The organism is Nocardia amamiensis (genome assembly GCF_015477605.1).
GTDB classification, from domain to species: domain Bacteria; phylum Actinomycetota; class Actinomycetes; order Mycobacteriales; family Mycobacteriaceae; genus Nocardia; species Nocardia amamiensis_A.
The window spans coordinates 1-17212 of record NZ_JADLQX010000028.1; the positions used below are offsets into that span (position 1 = coordinate 1).

At 65.9% G+C, this 17212-nt stretch carries 19 protein-coding genes; 11 read left to right on the plus strand and 8 right to left on the minus strand.

The features are described 5' to 3' along the window. Positions 1-171: 171 nt before the first annotated feature. Entirely contained in the window at positions 172-882 is a 711-nt protein-coding gene (locus IU459_RS28725) for a maleylpyruvate isomerase N-terminal domain-containing protein (protein ID WP_195132714.1), read from the minus strand. Positions 883-1054: 172 nt separating this feature from the next. Between IU459_RS28725 and IU459_RS28730 the strand changes: the two genes are divergently transcribed. The 3 genes from IU459_RS28730 (at position 1055) to IU459_RS39435 (ending at position 2512) form a co-directional block, all read left to right on the plus strand. Further along, on the plus strand, positions 1055-1621 hold the full coding sequence (locus IU459_RS28730) for a TetR/AcrR family transcriptional regulator (protein WP_228838672.1): 567 nt from the start codon (positions 1055-1057) through the stop codon (positions 1619-1621). After that, a complete protein-coding gene (locus IU459_RS28735) occupies positions 1614-2228 on the plus strand; it encodes a hypothetical protein (RefSeq protein WP_195132716.1) in 615 nt (204 codons plus the stop codon). The genes IU459_RS28730 and IU459_RS28735 overlap by 8 nt, the downstream gene beginning before the upstream one ends. A 161-nt stretch (positions 2229-2389) precedes the next feature. After that, positions 2390-2512, plus strand: a complete 123-nt coding sequence (locus IU459_RS39435) for a hypothetical protein (protein ID WP_267469905.1) — start codon at positions 2390-2392, stop codon at positions 2510-2512. A gap of 26 nt (positions 2513-2538) precedes the next feature. Here the strand turns inward: IU459_RS39435 and IU459_RS28740 are convergent, their stop codons facing one another. Together IU459_RS28740 and IU459_RS28745 are read right to left on the minus strand one after the other, a co-directional pair. After that, on the minus strand, positions 2539-3762 hold the full coding sequence (locus IU459_RS28740; RefSeq protein WP_440446536.1) for a saccharopine dehydrogenase family protein: 1224 nt from the start codon (positions 3760-3762) through the stop codon (positions 2539-2541). Positions 3763-3825: 63 nt separating this feature from the next. Continuing rightward, positions 3826-4686, minus strand: coding sequence for a PaaX family transcriptional regulator C-terminal domain-containing protein (locus tag IU459_RS28745; protein WP_440446538.1), 861 nt, complete (start codon positions 4684-4686; stop codon positions 3826-3828). A 296-nt stretch (positions 4687-4982) separates the two neighbouring features. Between IU459_RS28745 and IU459_RS28750 the strand changes: the two genes are divergently transcribed. The 4 genes from IU459_RS28750 to IU459_RS28765 all read left to right on the plus strand — a co-directional run bounded on the left by IU459_RS28750 (position 4983) and on the right by IU459_RS28765 (position 6754). Next, positions 4983-5282 carry a hypothetical protein gene (locus IU459_RS28750; RefSeq protein WP_195132718.1) on the plus strand — a complete coding sequence of 100 codons (300 nt, stop codon included), beginning with the start codon at positions 4983-4985 and terminating at the stop codon, positions 5280-5282. A gap of 195 nt (positions 5283-5477) precedes the next feature. Beyond that, the gene (locus IU459_RS28755) at positions 5478-5840 is read left to right on the plus strand and encodes a hypothetical protein (protein ID WP_228838673.1); all 363 of its coding nucleotides are present in this window, start codon (positions 5478-5480) and stop codon (positions 5838-5840) included. A 75-nt stretch (positions 5841-5915) separates the two neighbouring features. Further along, the gene (locus IU459_RS28760) at positions 5916-6119 is read left to right on the plus strand and encodes a hypothetical protein (protein WP_195132785.1); all 204 of its coding nucleotides are present in this window, start codon (positions 5916-5918) and stop codon (positions 6117-6119) included. Between the two features lie 236 nt (positions 6120-6355). After that, a complete protein-coding gene (locus tag IU459_RS28765) occupies positions 6356-6754 on the plus strand; it encodes a hypothetical protein (protein ID WP_195132719.1) in 399 nt (132 codons plus the stop codon). Positions 6755-7098: 344 nt separating this feature from the next. Here IU459_RS28765 and IU459_RS28770 read toward each other — a convergent pair whose 3' ends face one another. Beyond that, positions 7099-7995, minus strand: coding sequence for a TetR family transcriptional regulator (locus IU459_RS28770; protein ID WP_195132720.1), 897 nt, complete (start codon positions 7993-7995; stop codon positions 7099-7101). Positions 7996-9103: 1108 nt separating this feature from the next. Then, positions 9104-9730, minus strand: a complete 627-nt coding sequence (locus IU459_RS28775) for a hypothetical protein (protein WP_195132721.1) — start codon at positions 9728-9730, stop codon at positions 9104-9106. A gap of 396 nt (positions 9731-10126) precedes the next feature. On the opposite strand from IU459_RS28775, the gene IU459_RS28780 reads away from it, so the two are divergent. Together IU459_RS28780 and IU459_RS28785 are read left to right on the plus strand one after the other, a co-directional pair. Then, complete coding sequence (locus tag IU459_RS28780) at positions 10127-10687, plus strand: hypothetical protein (RefSeq protein WP_195132722.1); 561 nt, start codon at positions 10127-10129, stop codon at positions 10685-10687. Beyond that, positions 10684-11361, plus strand: coding sequence for a hypothetical protein (locus tag IU459_RS28785; protein ID WP_195132723.1), 678 nt, complete (start codon positions 10684-10686; stop codon positions 11359-11361). Before IU459_RS28780 ends, IU459_RS28785 begins: the two co-directional genes overlap by 4 nt. A gap of 397 nt (positions 11362-11758) precedes the next feature. On the opposite strand, the gene IU459_RS28790 is transcribed toward IU459_RS28785, so the two are convergent. After that, positions 11759-12874: a hypothetical protein gene (locus tag IU459_RS28790; protein ID WP_195132724.1), complete on the minus strand. Its 1116-nt coding sequence runs from the start codon at positions 12872-12874 to the stop codon at positions 11759-11761. Positions 12875-13299: 425 nt separating this feature from the next. On the opposite strand from IU459_RS28790, the gene IU459_RS28795 reads away from it, so the two are divergent. Both IU459_RS28795 and IU459_RS28800 read left to right on the plus strand, forming a co-directional pair. Continuing rightward, complete coding sequence (locus IU459_RS28795; protein ID WP_195132725.1) at positions 13300-13881, plus strand: HYD1 signature containing ADP-ribosyltransferase family protein; 582 nt, start codon at positions 13300-13302, stop codon at positions 13879-13881. Between the two features lie 342 nt (positions 13882-14223). Further along, positions 14224-15054, plus strand: a complete 831-nt coding sequence (locus IU459_RS28800) for an alpha/beta hydrolase (RefSeq protein ID WP_195132726.1) — start codon at positions 14224-14226, stop codon at positions 15052-15054. 373 nt (positions 15055-15427) lie between these two features. Here IU459_RS28800 and IU459_RS28805 read toward each other — a convergent pair whose 3' ends face one another. Beyond that, positions 15428-15853: a DoxX family protein gene (locus tag IU459_RS28805; protein WP_195132727.1), complete on the minus strand. Its 426-nt coding sequence runs from the start codon at positions 15851-15853 to the stop codon at positions 15428-15430. Positions 15854-16219: 366 nt separating this feature from the next. Then, entirely contained in the window at positions 16220-16951 is a 732-nt protein-coding gene (locus tag IU459_RS28810; RefSeq protein ID WP_195132728.1) for an alpha/beta hydrolase, read from the minus strand. Between the last annotated feature and the right edge of the window lie 261 nt (positions 16952-17212).

Below are 17212 nucleotides of genomic sequence, written 5' to 3' on the forward strand. Positions count from 1 at the left end.
CTTCCGCACGATCTCCTCCGCGGAATGCCGCTTGCGTCCTGCCATATCCCTCAGTGTCCCTTCCGACCCTCATCAGGGCCATCAGGACTCTAAAACCGAGCGGTCTCATTCAGTGGGGACGGGCCACCTGCACCGCCTTGCGGCAAGCGACCGCTTGACTGATAGTGTGCGCTAGCCGAACCGTCTCCAGGTGATGTTCAGGCGCGCGAGTTCGGCTGACTCTCTGGTGGACAGCGCCGCGCGCCCGCTGGCTTTGGCCAACGCAGTCGGGCGGTCCCAACCCAGGTGGGTGGCGGCGGGCTCGATCCGCAAGAAGTCGCCCACGACCGCAGCGGCTTCGGGTGTAGTCCATGCCGACGCGCCGAGTGCGATGGCGATGTCGAGGCCGTGCAGAACCAGCTCGACCACACGGGTGATCATGAATTCGCTCAACAGGATGCCGTCGCCCCATCGGGTGGTGATCATGCGATCGGCGGGTTGCCCCGATATCGCTATGTCGGCCTGTCGCCAAGTGTCGCCGAATGCCGCGGTGATCGCGGTCGCGTTCTGGTAAACGGCGGCGTCGCGTTGGGCCATGCGTACCCGCTCGGCATTGGCAGCGCCGTCGAAGATTTCCGGTCGGTAGTAGTCGGCGGCAGCGATATCCGCTCGAGGTGGCGCGGGCGCGGCGAGTCCCGCGAGGACGCGGGCGACAGCGGAGTTGATGTGTACCGCCAATTCGGCGACATTCCATGGCGGGCACGGAGTCGCAAGGGCGAATTGCGCCTCGGTCAGCTCCCCGAGCACCTCGCACAATCGAGTACTCTCCGCGCGGAAAGCCTGCAGCACAACATCTTCACCGGTCGCGGGGGACATGGCGGCGAAAGGCCGTTCAGCGTTCACGATCGACAATGCTCCTGGTCCTTGCACAACTATCGACTGGCCAGTTCACACTTCTCATCTTCGCCCGCGAGGCCCTCATCGTCGTCGTGGGCTCGGCCACTCAGGCAGCCGGCCTTGTTGCCGCCTGGGCCATGAACTAGTGGTACACACCAATAGTGTGTACTATTGGTGCATGCCTCTTCCTCGCTTTCACCGCCTCCCGCCGGAACGACAGCGCGTCATCATCGACGCCGCGAAGGCCGAGTTCGCGCACCACGGACCGGAGGGGGCGTCGTACAACACGATCATCGCCAACGCCCGCATCTCGAAAAGCTCTGCTTACCAGTATTTCGACGGGAAAGAAGACATACTCGCGCTAGTGCTGTCGGATGTCTCCGATCGACTGCGAGAACGGCTGGGGGCATGGGTAGCGGCCCACACTGCCGACGTGTTCTGGGCGCGCCTGCGCGAGAACTCGGCCGCACTGGTCGGCTTCCTCCGGGACAATCCACTGGACCTCGCGCTGGCCGACGCCGCCATCGCCCGCCTACCTGCCGGAGACGAGCAGTCGTGGCTCGCTGCGGTGATCGGCAACGGCATCGAACTGGGCATCATCCGTGCGGACGTCGACCGCGGGCTGCTGACAGCGGCGTCCGCGGCCGTGCTGCGCGCCGGTGACCACTGGGCGCTCACGAGCGGCGGCGATCCCGATCAGATCTTCAGCCTGCTGGCCGGACTGTGGGGACCGCGTCATGCGTAGCGACCTGCAAGCCGATTGGGCGATCCCGACGACACGGCAGGGATGGGCGGGGCGCCTGGAGCGGTTCATGGGACCGGGGAAAACACGAGCGGAGTCGGCGGTCGAATACACGGGCGGCGCCGTCTGTGTACTTCTTCTCGTAACGTACTGCGGGACAGCACTTTCCGGACGCAGCATCGCGGAAGTCGTAGCGCTCGCCGTGATTGCCTGCGATCTGGTCGGCGGCGTGCTCACCAACGCGACGAACTCGGCGAAACGCTGGTACCACCGGACCCGCTCGTCGCGCGGCCGTTTGGCATTCGTCGCGGTTCACACCCTGCACATCGCCGTGGTGGGTTTTCTGCTTCTCGGCGATCCGGCATGGTTCGTGGCCAATACTCTGCTGCTGCTCGGGTCTGCGCTGCTGATCGAAGCCGTGCCGGTCGCACTGCGCCGCCCGGTTGCCATGGCGGCCTACATGGCCGTGTTCCTGATCAACCTGATCGTGTTCCCGGTACCGGCGCTGCTTGCCTGGTTCATCCCGCTGTTCTATCTCAAATTGCTGATCTGCCATCTGATTCCGGAGGTCCCCGTTGGAACCGGATATCGTCCTCGCCCCAGCGTTTGAATCCGAACCCGGCATGTCCTGGGTCGCAGGGGACCGAAAACGTCACTGGTTCGCCGCCACTGCACGATTGCGACATCTGGTCACCCGCACTGTGCCGGGCGCCGCCGCCTTGCTCAGCCCACCCGGCTCCGCGCTCGACGCGGCCACGCAGCTGACTTGGGTTGACCACCGCAGACCTGAGGAACGTCCCGCTCTATCAGCATTTCGGCTTCACGCTGACCGACGACTGGTCCCTGGCCACGCTCGATATCCACGCCATGCACCGCGTCGGCTCAGCGCGTTAGTAGGCACGGGGCCGCGATCCCTCGCGCTATCGGTGCCCGGCAAGCGTCGCGCTCGGCGCCTGCTCGATGCTGACGACATGGGTTGTCTCGTCCAGACCGAGGTGGGCACCGAGATCGGTGAAGAAGCGTTCGGGGTCGATGATCGCTTCCGGAGGATGCACGCCGGGCCGCACCGCCGTGCGGTCGGCGAGCTGAGACAAGCTCAGCGCCAGGGGAATTCCTGTAAATCGGGCCATATCCCCGGTGAGCGCGGCGGTCTCGGCGGTTTCGATGAGATGGGCGAGAACGGTGTGGCGCTCGGGTCCGACGGCGCCGGTGATCGCGGCGAAGAATAGTGGCAGAGTGCCGTGGGATCGGAACGTGGTGGCGCGTTTCGCGGATCGAAGCGCCCGGCGCAGGGTCGGTTCAGCCAGATCCCTGGCCGCGGACTCGTTAGTGAGCGCGCCCTTGTCGATGTCGGTGCGCAGCACATCGAGGTAGGCCGCGGTGCCCGGCGTGACGATCATCAGGGTGGCGGCTTCGCCGGACGGGGAGAGGGTGCGTTGGAAGGTGACCGGCTCCGGATGGCCGACGGTGTAGGCGGTGCCGCAGCGTCCCCCGGGCAGCGCCAGCGGGACCGGGCGCAGCGGCGCCTCCTGGGTGATGCGGCCGCCGCGGACAACGGTGATAGTGCCGCTGATCTGCTGCATCCAATGCACCGCGGCGGCCGATGGCTCGCCTGCCGCGCCGACAGCCTCGGTGGTGTCGAGCTCGTCCGCAACATCGACAGGCCATGCCGTGTAGACATTTTCGATGCGGTCGACTGCACGAGCAGCGAGTGCCGCAAGCAGATTGCTCACGCCAGGACTTGCCCCCATGCCGATAATCGCGCACACCCCGGCCTCGCGGGCAAGCGCGTCGAGTTCGAGCATCCGCAGCGTCGGCTCCCAGTCGTCGCAGATGTCGAGGTAGTCCGTTCGGGCCCGGATCGCCGCCTGCAGCACAGTGGGACCGAAATGGTAGTAGGGGCCAACGGTATTGAGCACCACATCGGCGTCGCGCAGCGCCTCGTCGAGATCGTCGGACTCGGTCACATCGACGCGGCGGGGGCGGACGATGGCGCCGAGCCCGGTCAACTCTTCGGACACTGCGTGAGCGGCGTTGAAGTCGCGGTCGGCAACCACGACTTCGGTCACGCCGGGCAGTGTCGCGGCCAACCGAAGGCCGGCCCGTCCCATTGCCCCTGCACCGCCCAGAGCAAGAACCCGCACAACATCCTCCTTCGGATTGCCAACACACCATTCGTGGCCGGCAGCACCGGCCATGCCCAGTGGTTACCGCCGTGCGGTGTCGAACTCGGCCGAACCTCGGTGCACATCCTCGGTGACGTACCGGACAACATCGCGATAGAGGCGGAACACCCGCGGCCGGGTCGGTGACGTTCCCTGATTCATCAGGTGCGACCAGCATTCCGCGACCAGCGCACGGGCGCGGGTGCCGGGCCACGGCTGGGGAAGCAACTCCGGGGGCAGCAGCGGGTCGGAATCCATGGCCCTGGTGAACTCGGCACCGAGTTCGACCAGCACGGTGAGCATCTCGGGTTGCGTCAGGGCGCGCGGGCCGGTTATGCGGTCGAGCCGCGACTGTGCGATACGGAGTAGCCGGGCGTGGCGCGCAGCGATCTGGTCTAACGGCCACAGCCGGGCGGCGACTTCCCGCGGCGAATCCAGGCCGCTCGTACGGAGATTCACGGTGGTGAAGTAGGTCAGGTATGCGCCGATGCCGAGCTCGGTTGCCAGGTCTTCGACATAGGGTTCCCATGGATTCGGCGATACATAAAGGCCGCTCTGGATCGCCGCTCCGCCGAGGTGAACAATGCCGTCGCGCACGGCATCCCGGGCTCGCCGCTCGGCCTCTGGAATCGCGAAGGCGACCAGGTGCCAGGTTCCGTCCCAAGGTTCGGCGCCGCGATCCTGGTCGTACATATAGCGGATGAACTCGATGTTCGGCTCGATCGAGCTGCAGAGAGCGGCGCCGGCCCGCAGCGTTGCCCGACGGCCACGGCCGTCCTGGGTGAGCTGGCCGTCAGCGACGAGGCGCCGGATGTGCAGGCGGACCTGCTGGTCGGTCATGCCCAGCGTGTTCGCGACCGCATAGAGTTCCGCCGCGTCGATGGTCGCGTCCTCGCGCACCATGCTTTCCACGAGCACTCGAGTCGGTATCTCGACCTTGTCGTCCACGTAAACTCCCGCCGCGCATCCGCTGGGCAACCATCGTTCGTTCAATACTACAACGATCGTTCTGAATTCGAGCGATATAATGGACATACGAGACTGCCGCCGAAACCATGGTTTCGCGAAGCAGCCCGTGGCTACTCCTGGGAGAACGCCCGGTGGCTGGCTGCCGACACCGATGACGATCGCTGCCCTGGGGACCTGAGCTCGCCGTTTTACCGGGCTGACTGTCATCACAGCGGGAAGGAAACAGACACATGTTGATGATCACCCCCGCGGCCATCGAGGCCGTTCGCAGTATCACCTCCGCCGAGGGCACACCAGAGAATGCCGGGCTGCGCATCTCCACGGTGGACGACGCTGAGACGTTGCAGCTCGCGGTTGCCGCAGGGCCGGCCGAGCAGGACCAGGTTCTGGATGCCGAAGGCTCACGGATCTACCTGGACCAGCAGGCCGCCGCATTCCTGGACGACAAGATCCTCGACACCGGGCTGGACCCCAACGGACAAGGCACCTTCGTCCTTGCTCAGCAGGACCGGGACACCTTGGGCGACTGAACCGACTGAACAGCGGCTCTGTCCTCGCCATGAAGGCCCTGCTCGCCGACACCTCCGCCGGCTGCGTCTCCGGTGGCCGATCCCTGCGCTGAGGTGATCCGCGAATCCCTGCCCAACGCAGCGAACGCCGTAACGTCGAGACTCCCTCATCCGAAGATCAACTGGCGCCAAATCAACTGACACCGAGGGAGTTCCATGAACAAGACGCTTGTCGCCGCCACACGAGTCGCGACGGCCGGCCTTTGTGGTCTGGCCGCTGTTGCGATCATCGGTTCGGGCGCCGCCCAGGCGGCGCCGCAGGATTGCACCGTCGAACGAGATCTCTTCGGTGCGTCTGCGACGTGCCAGCCAGACGGCGGAAGCAACTACGTCCTGCACGTCGACTGCTTCGGCCTCTACGCCAGCGGGCCGTTTCCGCTGTACGGAGTCGGTCCCTATCCTGTTCTCAGCTACCCCTTCACACCGGCAGGCCAGCGCATCACCGCAGGCTGCACCGGAATGGGTCCCGGCGTCGTCGCCGTGCTCACCAACGCCTATGTCGAGATCTACCGCGGCTAGGTTCTGCGGAGCCGGGCGCAGCTTTCAATCCGGGACGTTGAAGATGGCTGGCGGCCGCAACATCACCTTGACCAATTGGTGCGCGCTGTCGATTTCCAAATTCGACGCCAGGATGCCGCTCCGCTCACCGGGGCCATCCACGAGCGCCACCAGGTCTTTCATGTCGAGCTGACCCGGACCCCGCAGGCGCTCGAGGGCAAGCTCCTAGCGGTGCTGCTGCCGCTGGTCGGCCCGTCCTCGCTACGCAAGTCGCTCGCCGGACCGCTGCAGGCCGCGTGATGTCCACAGCATGAGGAACCCCAGCGCTTCGTTACCGCGGTACGCCGTGGTGTGCATCGAGCATCCGGCTCCACATCACCGAGGTCCGCGGCCCCGCCCAAGCCAGAAAAACAACGTGTCATGGGCACCGCGTGGCCCCGCGTTATCCGGCGGTGGCAGCAGGCCCGTTCATTTTCGCAGTTCAGGGGTAATCGAGTGGCGTTAGGCAAAGGGGGCGAGTGCGAGGAGTCGAAAAGATGAACACCACCATTCTGATCGTGATCATTGTCGTCGCCGCTGTGGTTATCTTGCTGGCTGGCGTATTGGTGTTGACGCGCAGACGGCGTGAACACCAGCGGGTCGAGGCTCGGGGTATCCGTGACCGCGCGGCGGAACGGGAAGTCGAGGTCGCTCAACGGGAGGCGCGGGCGGACGAGACTGCCGCCAGGAGCCGGGCGGCAAAGGCGGAAGCCGAGGCCAAGGCGGCGCAAGCCGAGCAACTCGCCCAGCAAGCGCACACGCATCGCAGCGAGGCGTCGGGTTCGCGAACCGAGTTGGACAAGGAGTGGGAGCGCGCGGACAAGGTCGATCCGGACTCGAAGTCAGGTGAGAAGCGGCAGGGAGCCGACCCTGAGCGGCCGTCGCGCAGTCCCTGACAGCGATCCTGAGGTTTCTCCGGCTGGCCGCCGCTCGGCACGCAAGTGCCGCGGCCGGCGGTGAAGGCACTGCCGGGTCGGGATCTCGTCAGCCGAATTCGCCTTTATGGGTCTCTCCTGCTGCGTAGCCGTTGTCGTCGTAACGGTCGTAGTCGGCGACGAAGCAGCGGTTGGCGCCACCGTGGTCGTGGCCGGGGATGCCGCGCTGCTGCCGACCACGAACGATGCGGGCTTCGAGATCGCAAGGGGATGGCCCGTTCGGCGGACGTCATGTGGACCGAGCAGTGCGCAGACCCTTCGTACAGCCGTCCCGCCTTCGTACAGCCGTCCCGGTGGAGTTTGGGCTATGACGGCTGGGGTCGCGTGTGTCCGCGCATGATGTCGACGGCGAATTGCGCGTATTCGACGGCGATTTGGTGGCGAGAGATGGGGCCACCGGGGCGGAACCACTGTGGTAGGGAAGTGCACATGGTGGAGACAGCGCGGGCGGCTTCGCGGGGGTGGGGGGTGGTGAATTCGCCTGCCCGGATGCCGGCGGCGACTTGATCGTCGATCATTCGCTGAATGTCGCTGCGCAGGGCGGCGATTCGGGAGCGGTTGGGTTCGTCGAAGCTGCGCATTTCGCTGGCGCCGATGAACGCGAGGTCACCACGGTGCGTGTGGAACAGCGCGAGGGCTTCGACCATGTTGGCGAATCGTTCGACCACGGTGACGCCGTCGTCGCGGGCTGCCGGAATTCGCCAGTGCAGTTCGGACATTCCGAGGTCGAAGATGGCGACGAGCAGGTCCTGTTTACTCCGGTAATAGTGGTAGACGCCGGCAACGCTCATACCGGCGTTCGCCGCAATGCTCCTCATCGTCGCGCCGTGGTAACCGGTTTGCAGGAATGCGGCGATCGCCGCGCCGAGAACAGGATCGAGTATCAGCGGCTCAAAGCTGCGCCACGTTTGCCCGTCGCCAACCGAACGGGCAGGCGAGTGGTCGGGAGCGTCGGCGGCAGCTGTTGGGCGGGCGGTGAGAATATCGACGGTGGAGACACCGAGTTCGGCAGCGATTCGGTCGAGTCGGTCGACGGTCAGCGGTGTCTTGCCGTTCTCGATGGCGCTGAGGGTTCCAGCGCTGACGTCGATCTTGCGCGCCAGTTCCCGCAGCGAGACTCCAGCCGCCGTGCGACTCCGGCGCACCAGATGACCCGCACCGGTACCGCCGGCATCCTCACCAAAGATAGACGGTTCAGCCATACTGAACATGCTACATCCAGATTTACTCATGCGGGTGCATAAATTCCCAGGTTATCTTGACAGTTTCCCGAGGTGCTGTGAGCATGGTCACTGCTTGAACAGTAATCTAGCGAACGTACGGTATACGTTCAGCCGCTGGTGTACGGAAGGATGCGCGATGGCTGAGGTGCCGACCCTTCTCGACTTGCTCGACGATTCGCCGACGAACTGGGAAAAGTGGCGCCCGACTGCCGAGGAGCCCACGATGTGCGTGCCGCCGCGGTATCCGCCCGAGCCCGGCGCGGAACCCGCTTCCGTGGTGTCTCCTAATGCGCACGACTGGCGACCCAGCAGCCTGCGAGCAGGAATGCCGCGACGGGACCTTCGCCACCATTCGCCGGTTCGCGCACCACCGGCTTCGGAACGGCGAACATGTCGATCCAATCCTCGAGCTTGCGGCAGCGGGCAGCGGGTTGCTGACGTCGTTCTCAGCAGACAGGCAAGTGCCGTCCGTATGTTGCCGACACTTGCTATCGCTGCCATTGCCGGAGGTGCCTCACACTGACTTCAAATAAGGACTGAGCATGTATTTTTCCGAAATCGAGATCAACAGAGCCGGCTTTCACGCGGCTATGGAAGCCCTGGTGATGGACGATCCTCACCCCAGTGATGATTTTCAAGATTGTCCCTCACATTGGATGCGGAGAGCGCTCTACGCATATGAATGGGGGAAACGAACCTTCCTTACTCAGGAGCTTCCGCGCCCAGGCGAAGCTCGTGAAGCTGTCCTACTTCATGAGGCCAGGGAGCAAGAAGGACGGACACCATGATGACTTGACCACCTGCCGCAGCCCCGCGATCAGCGCGGAGTACGGCTCGAATCCGCGAAACAGCGGGGCAAACGCACTCTGAGCCGAGCAACGGGCAAATACCACCTCGAAACCGGACTGCGGCGAAGTCTCCGCGTGGAGCCGGTGGTCGAATCACCGCTCCGACGTCGAATTCCTGTGGGCATATCCGAAGTAGGCGAAGCGCAGCGCAGGTGTATCCCGGGTGTGGAAAAGTTCGATGGCCACCACCTGACCAGCTGTCCTGCGTTGTAGCGGTAAGCGCGCTCGCTTGGGGAGACTCACTGCGGCGGCTGATACTGGCTGGGGTAGCCGGTAGGCGGTTGGCCGGTCGGTGGATAGGGCCACTGATTCGGTGGCTGGGGGCCTGGAGGCCGGAAGCCGGCCCCGGCGACCTGCTGCGGTCCCACGCTGGACGCCGCCGCGAGCAGTGCGCCGATTGCGATGAGCGCGATGAGCGTCGCCGGGATCGAGAGCCAACCACCGTCTTGCCACGCGCCGTGGCCGGCCCGGAAACTGCGATCGAAGGCGCCGAAGACATAGCTGGCATTGGGGGCGAACACCATACCGGCTGCGATACCACCGGCGATCCGGGCGGTCGCGGGCTTACTCGCTGTGAGCAGCAGAATCGCGGCGACCAGGGCGAACACGACGGTGATGACCAGAACGACGTCGTACCAGAAGAACTTGCCGTACTGAGTGTAGAGCCAGATCCGGCGCACGAGATACAGGATCGCCGCCAGCGCCGATGCGGCCGCGGCTATAGCATCGGCCGCGCCGCGCCCGCCGCCGGGCCAGTAGCCCGGAACTGGTTGCCCGACGGGTGGGCTCAGGGACGCGCCCCACCCGTGATCTGTTGGCAGCCATGGATTATGCGGCATCGGTCCGGGCTGGAACGGTTGGCCCATTGCGCAAACTCCTTGCTGACACTGCGACTCGAAATAGCCTATGCGACAACGGCGATCCGGGCCCGGCCGATCGCAATGCTGTTGATCCGTAGTGCCGGTACAAGCGGATCGGTCCAAACGCATCCGAAACCGAAAAGCGCTGCGGGGCTCGCTTTTCAGTTCGGGCGTCGATGCAGGGAAGTCCGCGACGATCTGCTCACCCGGCTTCGCCAGAGCGTGGACGCTGAGGTCAACGACCATTCGGGTGTTGAGCGATCCAGCGACGGCGTGGCCGAGAACACCTCGTACCACCCGAGAACGGAAAGACGGTGACTGAGTGATCTGGCGAAGATCAAGGGTTTGGAACCACCCAGAAGAGGCATTACCGCTGCGAACAAGCTCGGCAAGGAGGTCAAGATGTCGGCTGAAACATGGGTGATCATCGCCGTCATCGTCATCGTCGTCGCGGGCATTCTCGCTTTCCTGGTCCGGCCGATGGTGCGTAGGCAGCGACTACGCCGCAGATTCGGCCCCGAATACGACCGGACGGTGCAGGAACTCGAGGACCGCAAGACGGCAGAGCAAGAACTCGCCGAACGCGAGCGCAGGCACGCACAGTTGCGGCTACGCGATCTTTCGGACGACGAGAAGCGGGTTTACACCACGCGCTGGGTCGAGGTGCAGGAGCGATTCATCGACGACCCGGCCGGTGCGCTGACCGAGGCCGACCGCCTCGTCACCACGATCATGGCCGAGCGCGGCTACCCCACGGAAGACTACGAGCAGCAGCTCGCCGATCTGTCCGTGGAGCACGCCGAGCCGCTGGGCCACTATCGCGCCGCGCACGAGATCGCGACGCGACCGGCGGGTGCGGAGGTGTCCACCGAGGATCGGCGCACGGCTGTCGTGCACTACCGGGAAGTTTTCAAGGACCTGCTCGGCGTGGCCGACCAGGAGAAGAAGGACGTGAACTCATGAGCACCGAATCCGAACGGCAGCTGCACACCAGGGCGGAAGAGGATTCGACCAGGACGGGAGAGCCCGCCGGGTCGCGAGCTGGCCAGTACAACGAGGCGACGGACCGTCGGCACGAAGCCAACACCGGGCCGGTCGGCGAAACCGAAGCAGTCCAGCGCGATACCGGACAGACCGCGAAGCCGAGCGGCGACGCGTCCGAGCCGGACTCGCCCGCTCGGGTGGCCCCCGACTCGGGCTCGGTGCGCGAGACCGCCCCAGCCAAGCTGTCCGCGACCGGCGCCGGACGCGCGGAGCTAGCCGACGACGCCGACCGGAGCGGCGTGGACACTTCCACACAGGGTGTTCCGCAGGACGCCGCTCGCGGATCCGACGCCGCGCGGACCGCTCCCGCGGCGAACGACCAGCTCACGCCATTGATCGCCGAAGCCGATCTCGATCGTCTGCGCACCCAGTGGCGGGAGGTCCAGGTCACCTTCGTCGACAACCCGAGGGCCGCCGTAGACCGCGCCGACGAACTGCTCGGCGGCACCATCGACCAGCTGGTCGCGACCTACCAGCAGCGCAAGCGCGAACTGGACGCGCGGCTCGGCGACACGTCCGACACCGAAGGCCTCCGGCAGGCGTTGCGCGGTTACCGAGGATTCTTCGACCAGCTGCTCTCGACCGGCGCCTAGACGAACACCGTTGCCCTGGAGGTCTTTCGACTGGCGACAGGAACCGGCGACCGAGCGACGAACTTGGTCGCCTAGCAGGTGAAGGCTCGCGTACCACCGCTGACCCGTCGAACGCGACCAGGAGTTCATCGCCGACACCATGAGGCTCGGCTGATTATCGGTCCGCCTCTATTTCCGGGCGGAGGTGCGCGGGCTGGAGCGGGTTACCGCAGAGGGGCCGGTTGTGCTGGGGGCCAACCACTCTGGCGGTAACGTTCGCCGGAGGTTCTGGCGACCACGCTGGCGTTCGTCCGCCGTTTCGGCCCGAACCGCCCCTTCGTCCAGCCGGCCCGCGACATGATGATGGCCTACCCCGTCGCGGGCCGGGCCGGCGCGGAGCGCGATGATCGGCCACCAATCAATCGCGCGACGGGTCGGGTTGCCATGGGATATATGGTCGCCCGTCGGCTTCTGCTGCTTGCTCGGCTGAATGCAGCTGGAACGGAGTGATGCCACCGCCTTCCCACGGACCGACCGATCCGGCGGCGACCGCGGCAGACGACTTGGGCGTCAGGTCGATCTCGTTGCGCACCACGGTGATCGGGCGGTCCGCGAGGGTAAACCAGTCCAGGTCGAGGAAATCGTGGCTGCCCTGGGTGAGGGCGCCACGGCGCATGGCGTCGGCGAGGCGGGTGGCCATGCCCGCGGTCCGCAGGTGGCCCTCGTTTGCCTCGAACAGGCCGGCGCCGGCGTGAAGGTAGCCGGTTTCGAAGAGGGAGACCACCATGGCGAGCAGGCTGAACGCGCGCGGGTCGTCGTTGGCGCGCGCCATGAAAGCGAAGACCTCGATCTCGTTTTCCAAGGTGGTGCCGTATCCGGCGAGCACGTGCACCCAATCGTGCTGGGCCAGCAGTGGCGGCGCCGAACCAGGCAGACCTGGGGTGACGAAGCCGCGATCGCGGTAGAAGTCCGCGACGCCGCGGCCGAGAGTCCCCACCGGCAGGTCGCGCAGCGACGCCCAGCGTGCGGCCAGCACCGGGTCGTCGCTGACCTGGCCCCAGGAGCTGTCCAGGCTCTGGGTGTGCAGCGCGGTGAGCCTGCGCGGGTCGAGGCCGCCGAGGTATCCGTTGCGTGCGAAATCGACCGCGGCGAGATCGATGGCGCCTTCGGCATACTTGTGCGCCACCGCGATCATGTCGTCGTCGATGTCCAATGCGTCGGCGAACTCCCGCAACCTGTTCGCCACCACCGATGGCAGCGGCCGCACCACCAGCGCAGCCAGCAGCATGGTCTGCACGATCCGTTCACGGAAGATCCGGTTGCGCCGAGCCAATCGGACCGCGAATTCCGGCGCGGTGATGGACTCCAGTGCTGCCAACTCGACCGGGTGACCGGTCATGGACAGGAACAGCGCGGGAATCAGCAACTGCTGCAACGGTGTCAGACCGTCCTCCCCCTGCGCGGCCGTGACCACACCGCGCGCGAGTAGCTGCACCTCGTCGAGGTCTGGCGGGGTCAGCAGTACATCGTCCATCCGGTTCACCTTCCGGCCTTTCGAGCATCGGTTTTCACGGCTCATTATCGATGCGAATCGGTCTCAGTGCGTATTTGTTCGCCGTCGGCATACCCGCTGTCTCCCCTTCACGCGACGGGGCTGAACGGTGCCCAGCGTTTGATCGCGAACGCGCTACCGTCGCGCCACACCAGGGCCGGCTGAGGTGGCTGCACCAGGTCCGTATGGTGGTTCACGCCGAGTGTTCGGCTTGCTCGGGCTCGCCTTCACGGCTGTAGTCGAACAGCGCGGGCCAAACCCATGCCGAGCCGCGAGCAGGTGCGCGAGTATGCGTCGGGGGTGGTCGCGGGTCGGGAACGCAAGAACGGCTGGCGGTGCTGGAAGGTGAAATCATCGATCTCGACTGACAACCCAGAGGTTGTCGGACGCTCGAGGGCAGGTGCACAATGGCAGAGCCGGTCATAAAGCTGATGACGACAATCGCGAGAAACATCAGCGGGTCCTTCGATGCCGCAGGAAAAGCGATCGCGGAAAAGCTGGGCGGCTTTGTGCAACATGCGTCCAGGTCCGCTGACATGTTCCCCGCCGAGGACCGGGAGATGAGTTCGCGCTTTCGAGGAAAATGGGACTCCGAACGAGAGCGTTCAGTCTACGACCAGCATGCGATCAGATGGGCCATCCCCAATGCCGGCAAGCGCCCCGCACGAGTCTTGTATCACTACACTTCCTCCGAAGGTTTGGCGGGCATCCTGGACAGTGGCAAGCTTCGCTCATCGTGGGGACCTGGTAACCGCCGCGGACAGTTCCTGACAACGATCGAACCGGGAACCCTGCCCGATATCGACTTGGCAGACCGTCTCGGCCTGTCGGCGCGTCTCTCGCACTACATAGCCCTCGATGTCAGCCGGCTGAGAGCGAAGAAGATCGTCGATATGGGCGACGGCAATTACATGATCCGTAACCGTCGATCATTGCGCGTCAACCGACTCCTCATCGATGCGGGAGAGAACCCCGTGGTTCTCCCATGAGGGCCTTCGGGGACACCGGCATCCACGCAACGGTCGCGATATCAATTCCCGACTCCGGCAATTCCAACTCACGGTGGGCGGCATCCGCTTTCTTCGCGGCCGAGACAGACTGGCCGCAGCGCTGATCACGAGATCCGTCACCGAACACCAGGGCCACCGGAAGGCCGGCGGCCTGCGGTGGGGTGTGGAGTCTACATGCGCCGCGCCCGAGTTCGGCGGGACTCACGGCCCGCTCGGCGGATCGAGGTGAGTAAGCTGCCGGGCTGAAGTGTTCTCGCCAGGTCAGGGTCTGCCATGTTGGAACGTCACGATTCGTTGCCCCTGGGGGCCGACAGAGGTGGGATGCGGGTCCGTACCCACGATCGGACCATTCAAGGCAAGCAGGGTGAGATACCCGTCCGAGACTATTTCCCGGAACAACCGCGTGCGGGCGCCGCGGCCGTGCTGTGGCTGCACGGCGGCGGATTCGCGTGGGGGAACCTGGATCAGGCCGAATCCCACCTCGTCGCGCTGCGACTGGCGGAATCCGGGCGCAGGGTGCGCACGGTCGACTACCGGCTCGCGCCCCGCCTCCCCTGGAGCCGCTCCTCCACGGTCAACCACTATCCCGCCGGGCTGGACGACGTGGTCGACGCGGGGCGCGCGCTGGCGGCCGAATGCGACGCGATCGTGGTCGGCGGCGCCAGCGCGGGCGCCTGCCTCGCCGTCACCGCCACACAACGGCTACTCGGTGTGGCCGGATTGTTGCTCTGCTACGGCGTTTTTCACGCCGAGCTGCCGCCGCTGTCAGAGTCGGTGCGCGCGGCCGTGCGCGGACTGGCCGGATACCGGCAGTTGTCACCGCCCGCCGTCCACCGGATGAACCTCAACTACGTCGGCAACAAGGACCTGTTGAACAGCGGCGCCTTCCCCGGCGGTGGCGACCTCACCGGCCTGCCGCCGGCTCTGATGCTCGACGCCGACCACGACACCCTTCGCGCCTCGGGGGAGTCCTTCGCCGCCGAACTCGCCGCCGCCGGGGTCCCGGTGTCGTACACCGTGGTGCCGCATTCCTGGCACGGATACCTGAATCGAGCACATCTCAAAGCATTCCGGCTCGCACTCGATGCGATGACAGCGTGGTTGGACGCGCGGGACTCGACCGTGACCGCGGGCGCGCCGCGGCCACGCTAGCTCGGGCCGGTTCACACTCGGCGGAGCGGAGGTTCGGGTGAGGAGTTACCGCGCATAGCGCGCAGATATCTGCGGTGACTCGCCAGCGCTGCTTTCGTCGCCGATGTTCCTGCGCGGATTGCCGGGTCGTCCCGGCCGCAGGCTCGATGGCTTCCCACGACGCACCATCGGCACGTCCGCCCGGCGTACTGCCCCAGTGTCGTTTTACGCCCGGACGCGACGACTGCCACCTGAAGCGGCGGCCGGGTCGGGCCGCCGCGAACCAGATGGCCGCTGGATCGATCGCCGCCAACCCAACGGGCGATCGATCCGCGAACGCACGACCGGCGATCGGTGGGTGGGCCACCGATCGCCGGTCGTACTTATGGATTTTTCATCGCGAGAGCGAGTTTCGCAGATCGGTGATTGTGGCGCGGCGCTCGTAGGCGATCCACGCGAAGATCGCGGCAAGCACCAGTGGGAAGATCCCCATCAAGGGCTTGTCGGCGATGAAAGCCTGCGTCCCGGCGGCGAGCACGGTGAGAACGGACAGACCCGCGGCAGCCAGCGCACTCAGCCGTGGTACCATCAGGCCGATACCGCCTGCGACCTCCACAACTCCGATGAAGACGAGCAGCCCGATGGGGATGGTGAGGTTCTCGGGGGCGTTGTCCGCCAAGGCGTTCGGCATAACGAGCTTCGGCCCGCCGGAGGCGATGATGAAGAACAGGCCGAGCAGGATCTGCAGGGTCCACAGGGCGCGGTTGCGGACCTTGCCGGGACGGTCGGTGACGTCGTTGGAGAAGTTGGCGGTGGTCATTTCTGGTCCTTCTGGTTGGTCGCGCCGGGTTGGTAGCGCGTTCAACGGATAGGACGGAGCACCGTCCGAGGACTCATCGCTGTCCGCGAAGATTTTTGAAATGGAACGCCGAGTGCGGCCATCATCTGTCGGCGTGGCGCCTGGGCTGTTCGACGTGCACCGACTGTGCGGTACAGATGTAGAGGCGGTGCAGGCCGCCAGACGTCGATCCTGAGAAGCGCCGCCCCGACCGACCGGTTCCACCGCGATCGGGGCCGGTTGTGCATCTGCTGGCCACCGCCATCGAGGAGGGCCGGGACCTGTCCTCGATGAGCGGTGTCCTGGCCGGCAGCTCCTATCGTCTGCTGCCGGCCTGACGGGCCTGCCTCACTTCAGGTGCCGGACGAAGAACCGGTTCCCGTCGTCCCCCTCGAACTGCGGGACGCCGGTGTGCCCGCCCATATTGGCGTGCAGGGTCTTCTCCTCGGAGCCGAAGGCATCGAACAGGTCCAGGGCCAGCTGCCGGTCGTTTCCCTCGTCGTCCCACTGCAGCAGGACCTGCAGCGGAATAGTGACCTGCCGGGCCTCCTCGAACATGGTGCGGGGCACGAAACTCCCGGCGAACAGAAGGGCGGCCGAGATGCGCGGCTCGACCACCGCCAGCCGGATGCCGATGGCGATCACCCCTCCCGCGTAACCGACCGGGCCGCCGATCTCGGGCAGCGAAAGCAGGGCGTCCAGGGCGGCCCGCCATTCCGGGACCGCCTTGTCGACCAGCGGGAGAACGAGCCGGTCGACGATCTCGTCGTCGACCCGCTCGCCGGCCTCCAGCGCCCGGCGCAGGTCGGCGCGGGCCTGCTCGGCGGCGACCGAACGGGGCCGGTCACCGCTGCCGGGGAGCTCGATGGTGGCCGCGGCGAAGCCCTCCGCCGCGGCGTGCCGGGCCCGAGCCACCAGTCGGGGGTACATCTGACGCAGTCCGCCGGGGTGGCCGAGCAGGATCAGCGGCGCCGGTGCGGATGCGGATCCGGGCGTCCACAGGATGCCGGGGATCTCGCCGAGGGTGAATTCGCGTTCGAGGACGCCGTCGTCGAGGCGTTGTTCAGAAGTGAAGTGCATGGTCGTGCCTTTCGGGAGTGCTCTCGAGCGGCGCTCCCGGACGACCTATCGCCCGACCGTGACCCCAGAGGGGAGCACCCATGTCGATACTGCGTTCACGGGTACCACCTCCTCGTTCTCTCGCACGGCCTCCGGAACGGTAGCAGTGGTCGCCGTGGTCTGCCAACGGGTTTTCGCTGAGGCTCCGGGGCCGGATGCCACGGAACCACTCGCTTAGCTGGTCCAAATAAAATGATCAACGCGGTGGTGTCTGGTAGCGGG